Raw genomic sequence first — 19,890 nt, 5'->3', positions numbered from 1 at the left:
CAACGGAAGGCAAGGTCCCATGACTTCGACCGAAGCACCCGCGTGCCCGTACGTCCTCGACCCTCAGGGCCTCGACACGCACGGCGAGACACGTCACCTGCGTGAGCAGGGTCCGATCGCGCGCGTCGAGCTCCCCGACGGGGTGCTGGCATGGTCCGTGCACGACCACGACGTCGCCAAGGAGATGATGGGCAACCAGGAGCTGTTCTCCAAGGACCCGCGGCGCAACTGGCCCGACTTCATGGACGGCCGGATCTCCGACGGCTGGCCGCTCATCACGTGGGCCGCGATGAACACACTCGCGACCAACGACGGCGCCGACCACTCCCGCCTGCGCAAGCTCCTCCTGCAGGCGTTCACCGGACGCCGGGTCGAGCTCATGCGAGGTCACATCGAGAAGCGCGTCACCGAGCTCCTCGACGGCATGGAGGCCGCCGGGCGTGACGGGGACGTCGTCGACCTCCGCGGCATGTTCTGCATGGAGCTGCCGACCCAGCTCATGTGCGACCTCTTCGGCGTGCCGGACGACCGCCGCGCGGACGTCCTGGCGGGCGGCCACAAGAACGTCGAGACCACGTTGAGCAACGAGGAGGCCGAGGCCAACCTCGGGCAGTGGCAGGACGCGATCGCCGAGCTCGTCCAGTACAAGAAGGCCCACCCCGGTGACGACCTCACCTCCGGCCTCATCGCGGCCAAGGAAGAGGACGGGTCCCGCCTGTCGGACGACGAGATGATCGGTACCCTGCACCTGCTGCTCGGTGCCGGATCCGAGACACTCGTCAACGGCCTGGCCCACTCGCTGCTCCACGTCCTCGAGGACGCAGAGCTGCGCCAGGGTCTTCGGGAGGGCACCGTCTCGTGGGACGACGTCTTCGACGAGACCCTTCGTGTCGAGTCCCCGGTCGCCCACCTGCCGTTTCGCTTCGCGGTCGAGGACTGCGAGATCGGCGGTGTGCAGATGAAGCGCGGGGACGTCATCCTCGTCGACTTCGCCGGGGTGGGTCGTGACCCGGCCGTCCACGGGGAGACCGCCGACGTGTTCGACGTCGACCGCGAGAACAAGCAGCACCTGTCGTTCGGTTTCGGCGTCCACTACTGCCTCGGCGCGCGGCTCGCCACGCTCGCCGCGAAGATCGGCCTGCCCGCCGTCATGGAGCGCTTCCCCGACATGGAGCTGGTCACGCCGCGTGAGGAGCTGGAGCCGCAGGGCAGCTTCGTCGTCAACGGCTACGCACGGATCCCGGTGCGGCTGGGGCTGCAGGTCGGCGCGCCGGCCTGACCGGACCGACGACCGACCCGGAGGGGGCGCACGCCAGGGCGTGCGCCCCCTCCGCTGGTCCCCGGGTCCGCCGGGCCGTTCCCCGGACGCGCCGCTCGCTACCTGCGCGGGACACCGGCTCCGGCGGCGTCCCGCAGCAGCCGGGCAGCGTTGACCGGGTTGCGGATCATGGTCCCGTGGTCGCCCCGGACCATGCTCCCCGAGGACCCGGGGCCCCCGAGCGTCGTCCAGGCCTCGACGTCGTCGCGGCCCGCGAGCGGGTCACGGGTGCCCGCGACGGCGATCACCGGACACCGCAGGGCGAAGTCACGTGCGGGGACGATGGACTCGGCGACGCGGGAGTCCGCCCGCCACACCGACATGAACAGCGCCACCATCCACTCGTCGTCGAGCACCTCGGCGGGCGCGATCCCGAGCCGACGGAACCGTGCGACGAACTCCTCGTCCGAGAGGTCGGCGATGCCGGAGTGGTCCCACCGGTCGGGCGAGGCGGCGCCGCCCACGACCAGGGCGCGGACCTGGCCGCCGCCGGCCTCGACCCGACGGGCCATGTCTGCGGCCATCATGCCACCGAGGCTGTACCCGAAGAGGACGAGGCCGTCCGGCTCCCGGTGCTCGAGCTCGGTGGCGAGCTGACCCCACAGGTCGTCCGACAGCGCGGAGAACGTCGTGTGGGCAGGCTCCCGGTGGCGCCGGTCGCGCCCGGGGAGCTCCGGGACGTGCGTGTGGTGCCCGGCCAGCATGGGGAGCAGTGTCCGGTAGCTGCCCACACCACCACCGCCGTACGGGTAGAGGGCGAACCACGCGGGCTCGGGTGCCGCTGCCTCGCGCGCCGTCAACTCATGGGCTGCTGTCATCGTGCGCCTACTTCTCCCGGGTTGCGGTGCTGGGGCGAGGTGCTGTGCGTGGAACGTCGCGGTGCGGCGAAGAGATCGCCCAGCGCGGCCTCGTACTCGGCGAGGGTGCCGGTCACCGCGTGCGCACGTGCACGTGTCCTCGGGGCGTGGAGCAGGCGGTTGACGACGCGCCGGAGCGAGGTCCGGAGGAGCTCGGCGTCGGCGGGGTGCGTCCCGCGGAGCTGCGTGACCCGGCGCACCTCGTCCTCGACGACTTCGGTCGCCCGGGCGCCCAGGGCCTCGAGCAGGGGACCGGCGGCCGCGGCGCGGCGCGCACGTTCCCACTCGTCGGCATCGGCCACGGCGACGGCGTCGACGGCTGTGTCCCTCGCCCGGCCGCCGGCCGGACCGAGGTCGTGGAGACCGACGCGGTGGACGCTCGGGAGCCGGGCGACGTCGGCCGACACGTCCCGAGGGCGGGCCAGGTCGACGTATACCTGGGGGCGTCCGTCGCGGGAGCGTGCTGCCGCCCGGGCCGCCGTGAGGTCGACCACCGGCGTCGGCGAGGACGTCGCCGAGACGATCACGTCCGCCTCTGCGAGGGCCTCGGTCAGAGGGCCTGAGGCGACGCGGCCGCCTACCTCGTCGGCGAGGGCTTGGGCACGGAGAAGCGTCCGGTTCCGGATCACCACGTTCGCGTGGTGGCGCGCCGCTGCCCGCGCCGCGTCCCTGCCGACGATGCCGGCCCCCAGCACCAGCACGTCGACCGCGGGCCCGACCCGGACGTGCGCCCCGGCGGCCTGCAGCGCGCACTCCGCGAGCCCTGAGCCGGCGCCGGCGCCGGCGAGGGCACGGATCCGCCGACTGGTCCGCAAGGACTGCTGGACGAGGGTGTTGAGCTCGGCGTCGAGGAAGCCGTGGCGCTGTGCCCGGTTGAGGGCACCGCGGACCTGGTCGACGACGTGGGTCTCGCCCGGCGTCACCGACCGTCGCCCGCCGACGACGGCGAACAGGTGTGCGGCTGCGGCAGCGCCGCTCCGGGCGTGCAGCGCCCCGGCGCACGCGGATCGCGCGGACCCGACGGCGGAGGTCCAGGCCCTCTCGACCGCGGTCGCGGCGAGCCGGCAGTCCTCGGTGGACACGTAGACCTCCGTGCGCTGGCAGGTGCTGAGCACGAACGCCCCGTCCACCGTTCCGGAGGACTGCAGCGCCCGGCAGAGGTGCTCTTCGGCGGAGGTGTCGAGCGCGAGGACGTCGAGGAGCTCCTCGGTGGCCGACCCGAGGTCGGCACCGACCAGCAGCACCGTCACCGGTCCTGCCCTCCGGCCGGGGCGAGCTCGACGACGGCCATGTACCGGCTGCCCGGCACGAGGTGCGTCCGGACGAGCTCCAGGTCCGCACGCGCGGCGAGGTCCGCGAGCTCGCCCACCCCACGCTCCTTGCCGCCGGTGTAGGCGAGCATCCGCAGGTCCATCCGGGGGTCGACGGACTCGCCGTCGTGCCCCACGGCCTCGATGACGAGCAACCGGTCCGTGGCGGTCGTCGCGGCACGGCAGTTCCGCAGGATGCGCAGGCAGCTCTCGTCGTCCCAGTCGTGGAGGACGGCCGACAGGACGTAGGCGTCGCCACGCGTGGGGAGCGGCTCGAAGAACGACCCGACCGCCACGTCCACCCGTTCGCGCAGGCCCGCCGAGTCGAACGCCGCCCGCGCCCGGGCCGCCGGCTCGTCCAGCTCGACGAGGACGCCGTGGAGGCCGGGGTGGGCGCGCAGGATCGTCGCCAGCAGAGCGCCGTTGCCGCCGGCGACATCGACGACCGTGCGGTGCCGAGCCCACGGGTACGCATCGACGATCTCCGCGTCGTCCGCCTCCACGTGCCGTTGCATGAGGGTGTCGAACGACGTCCGCAGGGTCGGGTCGGAGCCGAGGTCGTCCCAGAAGTCCTGACCGTACCGGGCCCGGTACGCCGAACCTCCCGTCGTGATCGTGTGCATCAGCTCGACGAACGCGAGGTCCCCTCGCCCGACGCTCCCGCGGATGTCCAGCCAGTCCCGCTTGCCTGCCGGGTGGTCCGACCTCAGCTGTCCACCGAGCTCCGTCAGGTCGAACGCTCCTGAGGACGAGCGGTGGAGCAGCCCGAGCCAGACCCAGTGCAGCAGGAGCCGTTCGAGCGCAGGGGCGAAGGCGTCGCAGCGGACAGCGATCGACTCGGCGGTGGTCGCCCCCGCGGCGACGTGGTCGGCCACCCCGAGCGTGGCGCCGACCCTGATGGACATGGGCGTGGCGAGGTCTGCCATCGCCCTCAGTCCTGGTCCCTGCGTCATGGGCGCTCCTTGCTCCCGTTGAGTTTCTCGACCTGCTTCCCGGTCGCTGTGGACGCTAGGGCGCGACCGGGGGATCAACAAGGCTCGGCGGGGGACGGCGCAACCGGGGAGACCTCGGGATCGTCGACGCGGGCGTGCTCCCGGCAGTCGCGAACGGCGGCCGCCCGGGCGGCCTCGGCGCGGAGGCGGCGTCTGTCGATCTTGCCGATGCCCGTGAGCGGCAGGGACGCCACGTCGAACACCTGCTTCGGCACCTTGAAGCGAGACAGGCCCACCGCTTCCAGGTGCTGCACGACCTCGCTGTGCCCGACCGGACGACCGTCGCGCCCGACGACGAACGCGCACACCTCCTCGCCGTAGGTGCGGTGCGGCATCGCGACGACCGCACAGTCCTCGACCCCGGAGAGGCAGCGGAGCAGGTCCTCCACCTCGTCGGCTGCGACCTTCTCGCCGCCGCGGTTGATGGTGTCGCCGGTGCGCCCCTTCACCACGATGCGGCCGTCCGGTCGCCGGACAACCAGGTCTCCCGTGACGTACCACCCGTCGGGGGTGAACGCGCGCCGGTTCACGTCGGGCGACCGGTAGTAGCCGCGCACCGTGTACGGGCCACGGGTGGTCAGCGTCCCCACCTCCCCGTCCGGGAGCGGGGCGCCGTCGTCGTCCACCACCCGGAGCTCGTCGAAGGGGCTGATCGGCCGGCCCTGCGTCCGGCGGCGGACATCGAGCGGGTCGCCGATCCTGGTCATGCACGTCAGCCCCTCGGACATGCCGTAGACCTGCTGGACGACACACCCGGTGTGCCGCTCTGCCGCGTCGGCGAGCGAGGGCGCGAGGTGCGCGGCCCCGCTCTGCACGAGGACGAACGACGGCGCGGCGTCGGGGTGCTCGTCGAGGTGTTCGACCCAGCGCTGGAGGATGGCGGGGACGACGCTCGTGGCCGTTGCCCGGTGCCGGACGGCGAGCGTCAGGGCGGTCTCCGGGGCCGGGGACGGGCAGAGCACGACCGTCCCGCCCGCGACGAGGGTCCCCAGGACGCCGGGACCGGTGTTGGCGAAGCCGTGACCCACGGGCAGCACGACCAGGTACCGGCTCGACCGGTCGAACCGGCTCGCCGCGCAGGCCGCGCGCAGCATGTGCCCGAGGTCGTTGTGGGTGCGTGGCACGACCTTCGACGCGCCGGTCGTCCCGCCGGAGGGGATCAGCACCGCGACGTCGTCCGCCGAGGCCGGACCGTCCTGGACCAGAGGCAGTGACTGCCCGGCCCCCCGCGCGAGCCGGGCGAACGGGACCGAGCCCGGGAACCGGGGTGCGCCCACGACGACCACGTGGTCGAGGGACGGCACCTGGTCGCGCACGTGGTGACCCAGCGCCTCGTAGTCGAAGCCCCGGTAGGTGCCCATCGTCACGAGCGCGCGGGCGTCGCAGTGGCCGGCGAACGCCGTCAGCTCGTGCTCGCGGTGCTGCGGCAGCGCCCAGACCGGCACCGTCCCGGCCGCGAAGCAGGCCAGCGTGGTCAGCACGGCCTCGGCGCGGTTGGGCAGCTGGACGACGACGCGGTCGCCGACGTCCAGCACGCCGCGCAGCCCGGCCGCGAGCGCCTCCACCTCCACGACGAGCTCGGCATAGGTCCAGGACCGGTCGCCGTCCACCAGGGCCTCGCGCGTGGCGCAGCATGTCGCGGCGTCGATCAGCAGCTCGAACAGCCGCACGTCGTCCCACGCCCCGTCGCGGCGGTAGGACCGGGCCAGCTGCGTGGGCCATCCGGGTGCGTCCTGCACCGGCAGGTCGACGGTCATGGGGAAGACCTCCTCGGTCCGGTTCATCGCACGTCATGAGGTGCGTTCGGCGTCCTCGTGTCGCGAGACTCGAGACAAGCGACTCGAACCTATGGAGCCGCGGGGCCGGTGGAGTCTTCGGAGTTGCTGGTAGCAGCCCTGCTCCGGCAACGGGCACGGACGGAAGGGACAGGTCCTTGAGCCATCGTCAGGACAACGAGAACGCCATCGCGATCGTGGGGATGAGCTGCCGGTTCGCCCCGAACCTCGACACGCCTGCGGCACTGTGGGACTTCCTCATGGAGTCCCGGACGGCGGTCCGGCCGATGCCGGAGAAGCGGTGGCGCGCCTACGCGGACGCGTCGCCGGAGGCCACGGCGGTACTGCGCGCCACGACGCTGCTCGGCTCCTACCTGGACGACATCGAGGGGTTCGATGCCGAGTTCTTCGGCATCACCCCGAAGGAGGCCGCCTACCTGGATCCGCAGCAGCGGTTCATGCTGGAGCTGACGTGGGAGGCCCTGGTCGACGCGGGCATCCCTCCGACGTCGTTGCGCGGCTCGGACGCGGCGGTCTACGCCGCCGTCAACTCCACGGACTACGGCCGTCGTCTGCTCGAGGACATGACGCGTACCGGTCCTTACGCGGTCAACGGGACCACGGACTACGGGATCGCCAACCGGGTCTCCTACTTCCTGGACACCCGCGGTCCCAGCATGGCGGTGAACACGGCGTGCGCCGCCACCCTGACTGCCGTGCACGTCGCCTGCCAGGCCCTGCGTGGCGACGAGACGTCGGTCGCGATCGTCGGGGGGCTCAACATCATCTCCACGCCGGCCCTGAACGTCGCGCTGGAGGGAGCGGGTGCGCTGGCCCCGGACGGGCGCAGCAAGGCCTACGACGACGACGCCGACGGCTACGGGCGCGGCGAGGGTGCCGGTGTGCTCGTGCTCAAACGTCTGGCGGACGCGCAGCGCGACGGTGACCGGGTGCTCGCGCTCCTGCGTGGCAGCGGGGTCTTCCAGGACGGGCACTCCGACGGCATGATGGCGCCCAACGCGGACGCCCAGGCCCACATGCTCCGGACCGTCTACGCCCGTGCTGGCGTCGATCCCACCACCGTCGGGTACGTCGAGGCCCACGGCACGGGCACTCCCACGGGGGACGCAGCCGAGCTCGCCGCGCTCTCGCAGGTGATCGGTGCCGCCCGGGAGGAGCCCTGCCTCGTCGGCTCGATCAAGCCGAACATCGGTCACGTCGAGGGCGGCTCCGGCATGGCCGGCATCATGAAGGTCGTCCTGGCGCTCCGGCACGGCGTCATCCCACCGAGCCTGCACACGCGTGCCACCACCAGGACCGAGTGGGGCAGCAACGGGCTGCGGCTGGCCGCCGAGCCGACCGGCTGGGCGCCCGGCACCACGCCCCGCCGTGCCGGGGTCTCGAACTACGGCGTGGGCGGCACCATCGCGCACGTCGTCCTCGAGGAGGCGCCCCGGCGCCCGGTCGCGGCTGCGGTCGCCCAGGGCGCACGGCCGGTGCTCGTCCCGCTCTCGTCGGCCACCCGTGCCGGGGTCCGGGACCTCGCGGATCGGACGGGTGCCTGGCTCGCCCGGCACGCACCGGAGCTGGACGACGTCGCCGACACGCTGTGTTCGCGCAGGTCCCACCTTCCCGAGCGGACGGCGGTCGTCGCCGCCGACGTGGCCGGTCTGGTGGACGGGCTCGCCGCGGCGTCGGGCGGCGGGACGAGCCCGGACGTGATCACCGGCCGAGTGGTGCCGGGGAGCGAGAACGGCGCCGTCTGGGTCTTCTCGGGGCACGGGTCGCAGTGGGAGGGGATGGGCCAGGACCTCCTCGACGTCGACCACGCCTTCACGGGCGTGATCGACAGCCTCGGCGACGTGTTCACCGACGAGCTCGGGTGGAGCCCGCGGGAGCTCCTCGAGCAGGGCGGGCCGTGGACCACCCCGCAGGTGCAGGCCCTCACGTTCGCGGTCCAGGCGGCCCTGGCGGCGACCTGGCGCGCCCACGACCTGGAGCCGGCTGCGGTGATCGGGCACTCCGTGGGTGAGATCGCCGCGGCGCACACCGCCGGGGCGCTGGACCTGGACGACGCCGCGCGCTTCGCCTGCCGGCGTGCCCGTGCGTTGGGGAAGGTCGCCGGCAACGGCGCGATGGCGATGGCGGGCCTCGGGTTCGCCGAGACGAGCGAGCGGCTGGCCGGCGTGGACGGTGTGGTCGCCGCGATCGCGGCCGGTCCGCGGTCCACCGTGATCTCCGGGGAGGCGGACTCGGTGGCCGCGGTCGTCCGCGACTGGGAGGCCGACGGCGTCCCGATCCGTGCCGTCGCCACCGACGTCGCCTTCCACAGCCCGGAGGTCGACGACGTCCTGGCGGAGGTCGTGGAGGCGGCCGGTGACCTCGGGCCACGGCGCGCTGTGGTCTCCCTGTACAGCACGACCCTGGAGGACCCGCGCGACGAGGCGGTCCGCGACGCGGGCTACTGGGGCCGCAACCTGCGCGCCCCGGTGCGGTTCGCCGCGGCGGTCGACGCCGCCCTCGACGACGGCTTCCGCGTCTTCCTCGAGGTCTCCACCCACCCTGTCGTCTCCCACTCCGTGATGGAGGTCGCGCAGCACCGCGACGAGGAGGTCGCGGCCGTCGGCACCGTGCGCCGCGGCGCCGGCGCCCCCGGAGACGTGCTCCGCACCGCGGGCCGGCTCTACTGCGCCGGCGTGGTGCCCGCCTGGTCAGCCGACCGCACCCGGGAGCCGCTCGGTCTTCCCGGCGCCTCCTGGCAGCACCGGCCTTACTGGCTCTTCGAGGAGTCGGCGCAGGGACGGGGCGGCGCCGGGCACGACCCCGCCGCGCACGACCTGCTCGGCGGCAGCCACGCCGTGGGCGGCGTGCCCGCACGGCACGTCTGGCAGACCCGGCTGGACCTGGCGAGCCGGCCGTACCCGCTCGACCACGCCCTCGACGGGGTCGAGGTCACGCCGGCCGCCTCGATCCTCAACTCGTTCCTCAAGGCGTCCGACGCGGCCGGGGACGTCGTCCTGCGCAACATCGTGCTCCGGACACCGCTGGCCGTGGAGCCGCCGCGCACGGTACAGGTCGTCCGCGAGGGCCAGGGCATGGCGCTCTCCTCGAGGGTCGCGGACGACGACAGCGGCTCGGACGACAGCTGGATCCTGCACGCGAGCGCCGTGGTCGAGCCCGCGCGGAAAGGTCTCGCCGGGACGATCGACGCCGCCGGGCTCCGGTCGCGGCTCCCGCTGGGGGACTGGCAACGGCTCGACGAGATGTTCCACAACATGGGCGTGGGCGGCTACGCGTTCCCGTGGGGCCTGGACGACCTGCACCGGTCCGACGACGAGCAGCTGGCGGTGCTGACGCTCGTCGACGACACCGACATCGACGCGGCTGCATCCTGGGCCCACGTCATCGACGGGGCGCTGACGATCAGCGCGACGCTCGTCACACCGGTCGACGCGCAGAGCCTGTGGATGTCGCGGGCCATCGAAGACGTCTCCGTCGTCGGGGAGCCGCCGGCCCGTATCGTCGTCCACACCCGCCGCTCCCCAGGGTCGCCGCACGACAGCGTCGACGTCGACGTCGCCGGCAGCGACGGGCGGGTCGTCGCCCGCGTGCACGGCCTCGCGTTCAGCTCGGTCGAGAAGGCGGAGGCGGCCAACCCCCAGGAGCTGGTGCACGAGGTCGTGTGGCGCGAGCCGGACGTGCCGTTCGGGACGGCGACGCCCGCGTGCGTCGCCGTCGTCGGCGACGGGCCCCGGGCGGCCGGCGTTGCCGACGCCCTGAACCGGGCGGGAGCGACGGCGAGCGTCACCACCGGGCCCGCGGCTGCCGACGTCGTCGTCGTGGTGGCCGCTCCCTCGACCATCACCTCGGCGGACTCCGCGGTCGGACTCACCCAGCGCACGGCGGAAGCCGTGCTGGGCAGCATGGACCTCGCTCCGGAGGGCACGTCCCCACGGGTGTGGCTCCTGACCGAGGGCGTGCGCGAGCCCCGCGGCGTCGACCAGGTCGCGCAGGCGGCCGCGTGGGGCCTGGGCCGGATCATCGCCGGTGAGCACCCGGAGGTCTGGGGCGGCGTCGTGGACGTCTCCTCGGTCGACGACGCCGCGGGCGCGGCGCTCGCGGCCGTGCTGGAGGGGGCGGCCGGGCAGGAGGACGTGATCCACGTGGCCAGCGACGGGACGGTCACCGTTCCGCGCCTCGCACGGATCACCCGGTCCGCCGACCGGGAGCCCCTACGATGCTCGCCGGGGGGGTCGGTGCTCATCACCGGCGGGCTCGGTGCCCTGGGGCTCGAGGCGGCCCAGTGGCTCGTCGGCCGCGGCGCCCGCCGTCTCGTGCTCGTGGGCCGGCGCGGCCTGCCCCCGCGCCAGGACTGGGCAGGCCTCGCGGACCCCGACCAGCGGCGCGCGGCCGAGGCTGTGGAGGCACTCGAGGCCGCCGGGGTGTCCGTGCAGGTGAGGTCGCTGGACGTGACGGACCCGGTAGCCGTCCGATCGTTCGTGGACGCGCACGACGCCGACAACCCGCCGATCACCGGGATCGTCCACGCTGCCGGCGGTGTCGACGACGCCCTGGTGGACGACATGACGATCGAGGGGGTCCGGCACGTCCTCGGCGCGAAGTCGCTGGGTGCCTGGGCGCTGCACGAGGCGTTCCCGCCGGGAACCGTGGACTTCTTCGTCGCGTTCTCGTCCTGCGGGCAGCTCGCCCGCCTCTCAGGCCAGGGGGCGTACGCCGCGGCGAACTCGTTCCTCGACGCGCTCGTCCAGGCCCGCGCGAACGCCGGCGAGGACGGCGCGGTGTCCCTGGCGTGGACCTCGTGGCGCGGGCTCGGCCTCTCCGCCGAGCTCACGACCACCATGGTCGAGGGGAACATGCGTGGGCTCGACGCCGTCTCGGCGAGCGAGGCGCTGCAGGCGTGGACGTTCGCCGACCGGTTCACCGGTGCCTACAAGGCCGTCCTCAGGAGCGTGCCGATCTCGCCGGGGCTCCCCGTGCCACCGATGTTCCGCGAGCTGGAGCACGATGGCGTCTTGGTCGAGGACCCGGACGTCTACCGGCTCGATCCCGCGCTGGCACCGGACCTGGCGCGTGCCGAGGTCACCGACGTCGTGCACTCCGTGGTGGCCGCCGAGCTGCGCCTGGAGAAGGAGGACCTCGGACACCGGCGTCCCCTCGTCGAGCTCGGCGTCGACTCGATCATGGCCGTCGCGTTGCGAGCACGGTTGCAGCGGCGCTTCGCGCTGGACTTCCCGCCCACGATCCTCTGGGCGAAGCCCACGGTGCACGACCTCGGTGAGTTCGTCCACGCGTCCCTGGACACCGTGGAGGAGGTCCTGGAGCGCGACGACGAACCGCACGAGCTGGCTGCCCCGCCCCTGGCGGGTTGACCGACGACCACCGCACGATCCGCAGAACCGGAAAGGACGTGACCATGACCGCCACCGCCGCACACGAGACCGACGCCGCCATGCCCGAGGAGTGGGCGCCGCTCGCCGACGTCCCTCGTCAGATCATCGAGGCCTGGGCAGCCCACGACGCCGACGCCTTCGCCGAGGTGTTCACCGAGGACGGCACCATGATCCTGCCGGGTGCCTTCGCCACGGGCAGGACCGCCATCAGGGAGTTCATGGAGCGGGCGTTCACCGGCCCCTACCAGGGCACCCAGGTGGTCGGTGCGCCCTTCCAGGTGCGCCGCCTGAGCGACGACATCGTGCTCATGCTGACGGACGGGGGTGTCGTGAAGGCCGGATCCGAGACCGTCGCGGACACCGCCGCCGTCCGCGCCTCCTGGCTGCTCGTCCGTCGCGACCAAGGGTGGAAGCTGGCCGCCTATCAGAACAGTCCTCGCAATTGAGCGAGGTCGACCCCGGCGTCGGACCGGTCGTGCTCCAGGGAGGACGGCCGGTCCGTACGCCTGCCGGCGGCGCACCCGGCGAGCGGCTCACCGACTTCGGGAGGCAGGTCGCCGGACGCCCCGCACTCGTCTACCGCCCCCGTTCCGCCACCGAGCTCACCGACGCGATCGCCGAGGCGACGGCGTGGGGGCACCGGGTCGTGCCGCGGGGGCTGGGCCACAGCGTCGACGGGCAGACCGTCGTCGACGGCTCGGCCCTGATCGACCTGAGCGGGCTGCGCCGCGTGCACCGCGTGACGGACACCTGGATCAGGGTGGACGCCGGCGCGACCTGGCGAGACGTTCTCGACGCGACGTTACCGCGCCGTCGTGCGCCCGTCGTGGTGCCCGACTACCTCGGCCTGACGGTCGGCGGCACCCTCTCCGTGGGCGGGATCAGCGGGGCCAGCCACCGGTTCGGGACGGCCGCCGACCACGTCCTGCGCGCCACGGTGCTCGACGTGCACGGGCACTCCCACGACCTCATCGTCGGGGACCCGCTCCTCGACCGGGTGCTCTGCGGGCACGGGCGCCACGGCGTCCTCGTCGCCGTCGACCTGGAGCTGCACGCGGTCCCGCGCCGGGTGCGGCGTTCGGACATCGTCACCAGGACGCTGCAGGACCATACGGACGTCCAGCGCAACCTGCTCACGGCCGGCTCCGTGCACTGGCTCGAGGGGTTCGCCGTCCGGGGCGTGGACGGGCTGCCGACCTTCACCACGCGCCTGTCCCGCTTCGAGGAGCTCGGTGGTCCGGACCTCGCGATGGATCGGACGCGGGGCTGGTCGGACGTGGGTGAGTTCTACGCGCGGGCGGACGGGACCGTCGCCGGCGAGCGCGCCGTCGGCCGGTGGCAGCACCACGCGCACCCCCGGTTGCAGTCGATCCTCCCGCTCGAGGCGGGACGCGGCGTCGTGGAAGACCTGCTCGCCCGCAGCCACGCCGACCTCCTGGGCCCCGGCGGTGCGGTCATGATCTACGTGACGGTCGCGGCCGCGCTGAAGCGCCTCGCGGTGCGGGGCGACCAGGGCGGGTACGCGCTCGTCGTCGGGTGGCAGCGGACGGCCCCACGGGACGACCTCGACACCCTTCGACGGATGCAGGCGGCGAACCGGCGTGTCGTCGAGCTCACCCGGGAGCTCGGTGGCGTGCTCTACGGTGCGGTCGTCGGTCGAGCCGTCGCGGGGGGAGGCGAGAGCGGGGCAGATGAGGAGTTGAAAGACGAGGGGTAGTGCGCGATCGTCGTGGCAACCGACGGACGACGGAGAGACGCGATGCGCCTGACGCCGATGCCTGCCCGCCTCACCACCGCCCGTCGAGACCTGCTGGTGGTGTCCGTCAGGCTCCGCACCGCCGTCCTGGTTCTCCGGGAGGCCCGTCCGAAGGTCCTGGCGATCGGGGGGGTCCGGTTCCTGTCCGGCGCCCTCCTCAGCGGTGGCCTGGTGCTCTCGCCGCACACGCTCGTCGGACTGCTGGCCTGGATCCTGATGACGGTCGCCGTCTACGTGCTCAACGGGGTGACCGACGTCGACACCGACCGGGTCAACGGCTCCCGGCGCCCTGTCGCCTCAGGCCGGTTGACCGTCCGGGCCGCTCGGCGGGCGGTCTGGGTCTGCGGGGTGGCGGCTCTCGGCCTGGGTCTGGTCGTCTCGTGGTTCCTGGTGCTCCATCTGGCCGTCGCACTGGCTCTCGGGGTCCGGTACTCGTCCGGCGCGAAGCCGGCCAAGGCCAGCTCACCAGCCGCGTTCGTGGTGGTCGTCGTGGGCGGGCTGGTCACGTACCACGCCGGCCTCGTCGCGTCCGGAGGGAGGGTCACGGCCCCCTTCGTCGTCTTCGCCGTCTGCCTCTCCCTCTGGATGGGCGTCGGTTCCCTCGTGAAGGATCTTCCCGACGTCGACGGGGATCGTGCCGCGAACCGGTTCACGTTGGCCGTGAGCCGGGGCCCCGACGTGGCCGCGGACGTCGCCGCCGTCGCGGCAGCGACGATCGCGGCAGCCATGGCGTGGGCCGCCTTCGGGCCGTTGCCGCTCGCCGAGCTCCTCCGGTGGCCGTCGGTCGTGCTCTGCCTGGGCACGCTGATCCTCGTGGTGACGTGCGTTACGGTGTCGCTGCGCGCACGTTGGCCGTACCGGGCCTTCATGTACACCCAGTTCGCAGCTCACGGACCACTGCTGCAGCTCTAGCGAGAGATCCACGGGGAGATGTTGTTAGGAGCGGATGACGCCGTCGGCCTGGCCGAGCTACGCGACTACGTCGATCGGTACCGACGAGAGATCCTCGCCACCTACACGGACCGCCTCCGCGCCGAGGACAACCCGCTCGGGCGGTTGGGCGAGGACGAGCTGCATCGTGTCGTCGGACCGTTGCTCGAGGTGCTCGTGCGTGCGGGCGTCGCTACGGACCCGGTGGGTGAGGAGGTCGGCCGGTCGCGCGCGATCCAGCGGATGAACCCGGTGTACTCGTTGCAGGGTGCCTCGATGCTGCACGACATCGTCGCCGACGTGATCGTGCGTGGATCGGTCGAGCTGGGCAGCCAGGGGCCGCACCTCGCACGTCTTCTGCGGGACCTGTCCGAGGTGATCCTCCGGAGGGTCGGAGACGCGGCGATCCCGTACGCGGGTGTCCTCCTGCAGCAGATCAGCGACGCGCACGTGGCGGAACGGCACCGCATCGCCCGCGACCTGCACGACCGTTCGGCCCACGCGCTGGCCCTCGCTTTCCAGCAGCTCGAGATCCGCCGCATCTGCGTCCGCCACGGTGACAGCGCCGGCGCGGACGAGTGCCTGTCGGTGCTCCAGTCCCAGCTGCAGGATGCCTCGAGGATGATCCGGGACCTCGCGCAGGACCTGGGGAGCAGCCACACCACGGAGGGCCTCGCACCGGCCCTGCGCGAGTACGTCGACTGCCACGGAGCGGGGCGTGTCAACCTCGAGATCGCCGATCCGGAGCAAGTCGCCTCCGTTCCACCGTGGGTGCGCGAGCAAGCGTTCCTGTCGATCCGGGAAGCCACGCGCAACGCCCTGCTGCACTCAGGGTCCGACGCCATCACCATCAGGATCGGGATCCGGTACAGCAATCTCGTGGCCGTGGTCCGCGACCACGGCACCGGCCTGTCCGACGTCTCCGCGGTGCGAGCACGGACGAAGCCGATGTCATCGGGAACCGGCCTCCGGTCGATGATCGAACGGGTGGAACAGCTCGGCGGGTCGGCGGTCATCGAGTCCGCGCCGGCCTCCGGCACGACCGTCGAGCTCGTCGTGCCGCTGCCATGAGCTCGTCGAACGGCGGTATCAGGGTGGTCGTCGCCGACGACCACGTCGTCTTCGCCGAGGGGCTGAGGTACATCCTGGAGGACGCCGGCTTCGCCGTCGTCGGGGTGGCAGGAGACTGTCGCGCCGCCGCGGTGCTCGTCCGGGACCAGCAGCCAGACCTCGCGGTCCTGGACGTGCACATGCCGGGGGGGTCTGCCACGGCGCTCGTACGCCGGGTCAAGGAGGACAGCCCGAGCACACGCATCGCGATGCTCTCGATGCAGGCCTCGTCGCGCCGTGTCGCCGAGCTCGAGGATCTCGGCATCGCCGCCTACCTGTCGAAGGTCGTCGACGCGGCCACGTTGTGCTCGGTGCTGACCGCCGCCGTCCACAGCTCAGGTGGCGGGACGATCCGCGTCGTCCCCGGAGTGGTGGACGCTCCGCACCCGCCCGTGGCCCTCCGGGCCGGGGACCGTGAGCTCCTGGAGCACATCGCGGCCGGGCGGAGCAACAAGTGGATCGCCCGGGAGCTCTTCGTCTCGGAGGCGACGGTGAAGCGGCGCCTCGCGGAGGTCTACCGCGAGCTCGGTGCGTCGACCCGAGCCGGCGCGATCAGTCGCGCCCACCAGCTCGGTCTCATACGGCACGACCACGGCACGCCATGACCTCGTCGCGACGCCCGGGGGGCGTGGCCAGCCGATGGCGTGCCGCGGAGCGCGGCTAGGCGGCGAGCGCGGCCCGGAACTGCCGCAGGTCCGCCACGAACGTGTGGGGAACCTCCATGGGGGCGAAGTGTCCACCGTCGTGCTCGGCCCAGTGCACGAGCCTGCGGAAACCTGGCTCGGCGAGCGTGCGGATCGGCGGGGCGGGGTCCTCGCGATAGACCCCCACGCCGAACGGCTTCTCCTGGACCGGCGGGGGCGGCGGAGGGACAGGGGACGTGGGGAGCAGCGCGGCGTTGTCCGCGTAGAAGTGTGCGGCCGAACCTGCCGTCTGCGTGTACCAGTAGATCGAGGCGTGCGTCAGGATCTGCTCGACGGAGAGGGCTCCCGGGCCACCCGACCATGCGTGGTACTTCTCCACGAGCCAGGCCAGCAGGCCGACGGGCGAGTCGGTGAGCGCATAGGCGAGCGTCTGCGGCCGCGTCGCCTGGAGGGCCATGTAGGCGGAACCCTCCGTCATGAACGCGCCGAGCCGCTCGATCCGCGCGAGGCTCGTCGGGTCCAGGGAGGCGACGACGCCGGGGTCGTCCGGCGGCGGGGGCGTCACGAGGAAGTTGACGTGTCCTGCCTCTGCAGCGGGGTCCGTCGCGAGGAGCGTCTGCGTGATCCAGGCGCCCAGATCGCCCCCCTGGGCGATGTACCGCTCGTATCCGAGCCGATCCATGAGCTGCGCCCACGCGCCGGCCACCCGGGGGATGGTCCAGCCGCCGGCGGCCGGCTTGGCCGAGAAGCCGAAGCCGGGAATGTCGGGAAGCACGACGTGGAACGCGTCCTGCGGGCTGCCGCCGTGGGCCGTCGGGTCCGTCATCGCGTCGATCACGTCGATGAAGTCCGCCGCGCTGCCGGGCCAGCCGTGCGTGAGAACGATGGGGGTGGCGTCCTCGTGAGGGGAGCGGACGTGGAAGAAGTGCACCCGCACCCCGTCGATCTCCTCGACGAACTGCGGAAAGGCGTTGAGCCGGGCTTCGACGGCACGCCAGTCGAGCTCGAGCCAGCGCTGGGCCAGATCCCTGACGCTGCTCACCACGGGTCCGCGCTGTCCCGGGGTCTGGTGCTCGTCGAGCCGGCCGTCGTCGGGCCACCGCACGGCCCCCAGACGGGTTCGGAGGTCGTCGACGGCCGCGTCGGGAATGTCGATGGTGAACTTTTCCATCCCAGGCTCCTGAGTTCGAGGGTGGGTGCCGCGCACGGGCCGGTGCCATGAGCGGGCTCGTGCCAGGCACGCTAGGGCTTCCGGGGGCGCGCTGGGAACGGCCCGTATCGACCTGAGCAGCCTGGAAGTTCCGGCTGTCGGCGACGGCGCACGTCATGAGAGTCGGCGGCGGGGGTGACCGGGCACCGTGGGGCGGTCAGCACGTCCTACTGCCCGGGAGGTCTCATGTCCGCCACCAGCCACGCGGTCGTCGTCGGGGGAAGCATCGCCGGTCTGCTCACCGCGCGCGTCCTCGCCGACCACGCCGACCAGGTCACCGTCCTCGAGCGGGATCTGACCGACGTGACCGATGTCCGCCGTGCCGTACCCCAGGGGCATCACATCCACGCGCTCCTCGCCCGGGGACACGAGATCCTGGAGGACCTTCTGCCCGGGTTCACCGGCGACCTCCTCGGACTCGGCGTGCCGATCCTGGACTTCGGCACGAGTGTCGCGTGGCACCGTGGCCCGGCGAGGTTCCAGCAGGGGCCTGCTGACATGATGTGCGTCGCCGCCGGCCGGCCGCTCCTCGAGAGCTACGTGCGGCGTCGTGTGCTCGAGCTGCCGAACGTCGCCCTCGAGCACGCCGATGTCGAGGGGCTGCTGCTCGACGCGACCGGACGCACCGTGGTCGGGGTACGGACGGCGGACGGGCGTCTCGACGCCGACCTGGTGGTCGACGCCGCCGGCCGCGCGAGCCGGATGGACGCCTGGCTCGAGAGCCTCGGCTGCGGCACGGTCACCGACGAGTCCATCCAGATGGACCTCGTCTACACGAGCTGCGGGTTCGAGACCGCCCCGGATTTCGACCCGATCGGGGAGAACATCGCCATCGTCTCGACGATGACGCCGGAGCTGCCGCGAGGCATGATCTACGCGCGCCTGACCGACCGCTACGCCCTCTCCCTCAACGGGCTCGGCAAGCATGCGCCGCCGCGGGACTGGGCGTCGTTCGTCGAGTTCGCGAGGTCGCTCCCGGTGCCGGACGTCCACCGGTCGGTCCTGTCCGCCCGGAGGATCGAGGACCCGCACTCCTTCCGCTTCCCGGCGAGCACGCGCAAGCGGTACGAGCGACTGGCCGGAATGCCCGAGGGCCTCGCCGTCGTCGGTGACGCCTTCGCTCGGTTCAACCCCGTGTACGCGCAGGGCATGACCGTCGCTGCCATGGCCGCGCTCCGGCTGCGCACGCACCTCGAGGCCGGCGGACGGCTGGACGCGCGGCTCTTCGCCCGCCAGCTCAGCCGGGTCGTGGACACCCCGTGGACGCTCGCCGCCGGGGGCGACCTGGGGTTCCCGACCGTGCGCGGCCGGCGGACCGTCGCCACCAGCATGGCGAACCGGTACGTCACCCAGGTGCAACGTGGCGCGACGAAGGACCCGGTCGTCGCCAAGGCGTTCCTGCGGGTCGCCGGCCTGCTGGAGGAGCCGACGAGCCTGTTCAGGCCGGGGATCGTCGCCCGGTCGCTGGCGGCCTGACCCGACAGGGTCAGGCCCGAGGACCCATCGGGTCACGTCCTGACCCTCGCGGGCCAAAGGGTGCGTTTCGAATTTCCCACTCCCTGGTCACCACCCATCGTCGTTCGCAGGGGGCTCTTGACACCGGTTCGACCGACTGAGAGGCCAAGACATGACCGTCGGAACACTGCACCAGGGACGCGAAGGACTCCGGCCGACCCGGCCGGAGCTGGTGGTGGCACGCCCGACCGCGGCGCTGCCAGACCCTGACGAGGAGGCTTCGAACATCGGGGCGGCGGTCGACCAGGCGGTCCTCGCGATGCGGGCCGACCTCTTCTGCGGCGCCGGCATCGCGGACATCGCGAGCCAGACGTTCTACAGCAAGTTCCACTTCACGCGGGAGTTCTCACGGATCGTCGGCACGACTCCCCGTCGGTTCCTGGCTGCGCTCCGGATGGAGCGAGCGAGCCAGATGCTCCTGACGACGGACCTGTCGATCGCTGACGCGGGCACGATGGTCGGCTACTCCAGCGTCGGCACGTTCAGCACGCGATTCTCGGCGCTGGTGGGGATGTCCCCCCGGCAGTGGCGAACGTGCGGCGGCCGGCCGCCCGCGCTCGAGACGATCGAGGGAACCGGCTCCGGACATCTCCGTGGTCAGGTCGCGCTCGGACCGGGCGCGGCGACCTCCGACTGCGACATCTTCGTGGGCGCCTTCGAGGACAGCATCGTGCAGGGTCCGCCGGTCGCCGCGGCCAGGCTCGACGGAGCGGGCGGCTTCCACCTCGCCGGGCTGCCGGAGGGGAGGTGGACCGTCGTCGTCCTCGGACGCGTGGCCCACCGAGGGGTCGGGGCCCACGTCGAGTGGCTGCGGGCGACATCCGTGATGCAGGTCTTCGCAGACCAGGGCACGAGGCAGCTACCCACGCGGTTCCGGCTCCGGCCGGAGCGGCCGATCGACCCGCCGGTGCTCCTCGGTGGGACGCACGCCGAGCCTGCGTCGGTGCCGCAGGCCCAGCGCAACCGGGAATACCCGCTGGACATGGTCCTGCGCCACCGTTGAGCACATCGCCACGAAGGTGGCTCGCACGGTCTGCCGCGTATTGCACCACGACGCCTCGA

General features: G+C 72.7%; 14 protein-coding genes. 9 read left to right on the top strand and 5 right to left on the bottom strand.

Annotated features, from left to right (window positions below):
* The first annotated feature begins 19 nt into the window (after positions 1-19).
* On the top strand, positions 20-1,279 hold the full coding sequence (locus UQW22_RS05185; RefSeq protein ID WP_407319813.1) for a cytochrome P450: 1,260 nt from the start codon (positions 20-22) through the stop codon (positions 1,277-1,279).
* Between the two features lie 98 nt (positions 1,280-1,377).
* On the opposite strand, the gene UQW22_RS05180 is transcribed toward UQW22_RS05185, so the two are convergent.
* The 4 genes from UQW22_RS05180 to UQW22_RS05165 all read right to left on the bottom strand — a co-directional run bounded on the left by UQW22_RS05180 (position 1,378) and on the right by UQW22_RS05165 (position 6,261).
* Positions 1,378-2,136, bottom strand: a complete 759-nt coding sequence (locus UQW22_RS05180) for a thioesterase II family protein (RefSeq protein ID WP_407319812.1) — start codon at positions 2,134-2,136, stop codon at positions 1,378-1,380.
* The gene (locus UQW22_RS05175; RefSeq protein ID WP_407319811.1) at positions 2,133-3,425 is read right to left on the bottom strand and encodes an NAD(P)-binding domain-containing protein; all 1,293 of its coding nucleotides are present in this window, start codon (positions 3,423-3,425) and stop codon (positions 2,133-2,135) included. The genes UQW22_RS05180 and UQW22_RS05175 overlap by 4 nt, the downstream gene beginning before the upstream one ends.
* A complete protein-coding gene (locus UQW22_RS05170; RefSeq protein ID WP_407319810.1) occupies positions 3,422-4,438 on the bottom strand; it encodes a methyltransferase in 1,017 nt (338 codons plus the stop codon). The genes UQW22_RS05175 and UQW22_RS05170 overlap by 4 nt, the downstream gene beginning before the upstream one ends.
* Before the next feature lie 74 nt (positions 4,439-4,512).
* Positions 4,513-6,261 carry a (2,3-dihydroxybenzoyl)adenylate synthase gene (locus tag UQW22_RS05165; protein WP_407319809.1) on the bottom strand — a complete coding sequence of 583 codons (1,749 nt, stop codon included), beginning with the start codon at positions 6,259-6,261 and terminating at the stop codon, positions 4,513-4,515.
* Between the two features lie 149 nt (positions 6,262-6,410).
* Between UQW22_RS05165 and UQW22_RS05160 the strand changes: the two genes are divergently transcribed.
* The 6 genes from UQW22_RS05160 to UQW22_RS05135 are packed head-to-tail and all read left to right on the top strand — an operon-like array spanning position 6,411 to position 16,064.
* Positions 6,411-11,642 (top strand): beta-ketoacyl synthase N-terminal-like domain-containing protein, encoded by a 5,232-nt coding sequence (locus UQW22_RS05160; protein ID WP_407319808.1) that lies wholly within the window; start codon positions 6,411-6,413, stop codon positions 11,640-11,642.
* 44 nt (positions 11,643-11,686) lie between these two features.
* On the top strand, positions 11,687-12,109 hold the full coding sequence (locus tag UQW22_RS05155) for an SgcJ/EcaC family oxidoreductase (RefSeq protein ID WP_407319807.1): 423 nt from the start codon (positions 11,687-11,689) through the stop codon (positions 12,107-12,109).
* Entirely contained in the window at positions 12,106-13,380 is a 1,275-nt protein-coding gene (locus tag UQW22_RS05150) for an FAD-binding protein (RefSeq protein ID WP_407319806.1), read from the top strand. Before UQW22_RS05155 ends, UQW22_RS05150 begins: the two co-directional genes overlap by 4 nt.
* Before the next feature lie 42 nt (positions 13,381-13,422).
* Complete coding sequence (locus UQW22_RS05145) at positions 13,423-14,331, top strand: UbiA family prenyltransferase (protein WP_407319805.1); 909 nt, start codon at positions 13,423-13,425, stop codon at positions 14,329-14,331.
* An 18-nt stretch (positions 14,332-14,349) separates the two neighbouring features.
* The gene (locus UQW22_RS05140) at positions 14,350-15,420 is read left to right on the top strand and encodes a sensor histidine kinase (RefSeq protein WP_407319804.1); all 1,071 of its coding nucleotides are present in this window, start codon (positions 14,350-14,352) and stop codon (positions 15,418-15,420) included.
* Positions 15,417-16,064, top strand: coding sequence for a response regulator (locus UQW22_RS05135; RefSeq protein WP_407319803.1), 648 nt, complete (start codon positions 15,417-15,419; stop codon positions 16,062-16,064). The genes UQW22_RS05140 and UQW22_RS05135 overlap by 4 nt, the downstream gene beginning before the upstream one ends.
* A gap of 55 nt (positions 16,065-16,119) precedes the next feature.
* On the opposite strand, the gene UQW22_RS05130 is transcribed toward UQW22_RS05135, so the two are convergent.
* The gene (locus UQW22_RS05130) at positions 16,120-17,274 is read right to left on the bottom strand and encodes an epoxide hydrolase family protein (RefSeq protein ID WP_407319802.1); all 1,155 of its coding nucleotides are present in this window, start codon (positions 17,272-17,274) and stop codon (positions 16,120-16,122) included.
* A 225-nt stretch (positions 17,275-17,499) separates the two neighbouring features.
* Between UQW22_RS05130 and UQW22_RS05125 the strand changes: the two genes are divergently transcribed.
* Together UQW22_RS05125 and UQW22_RS05120 are read left to right on the top strand one after the other, a co-directional pair.
* The gene (locus UQW22_RS05125) at positions 17,500-18,789 is read left to right on the top strand and encodes an FAD-dependent oxidoreductase (protein ID WP_407319801.1); all 1,290 of its coding nucleotides are present in this window, start codon (positions 17,500-17,502) and stop codon (positions 18,787-18,789) included.
* 151 nt (positions 18,790-18,940) lie between these two features.
* Positions 18,941-19,831, top strand: coding sequence for a helix-turn-helix transcriptional regulator (locus UQW22_RS05120; RefSeq protein ID WP_407319800.1), 891 nt, complete (start codon positions 18,941-18,943; stop codon positions 19,829-19,831).
* The last annotated feature ends 59 nt before the right edge of the window (positions 19,832-19,890 follow it).

It is taken from the genome of Isoptericola halotolerans, from assembly GCF_045689585.1.
Taxonomy (GTDB): Bacteria; Actinomycetota; Actinomycetes; order Actinomycetales; family Cellulomonadaceae; genus Isoptericola; species Isoptericola halotolerans_B.
This window is presented reverse-complemented; position numbering and strand designations above follow the sequence as displayed.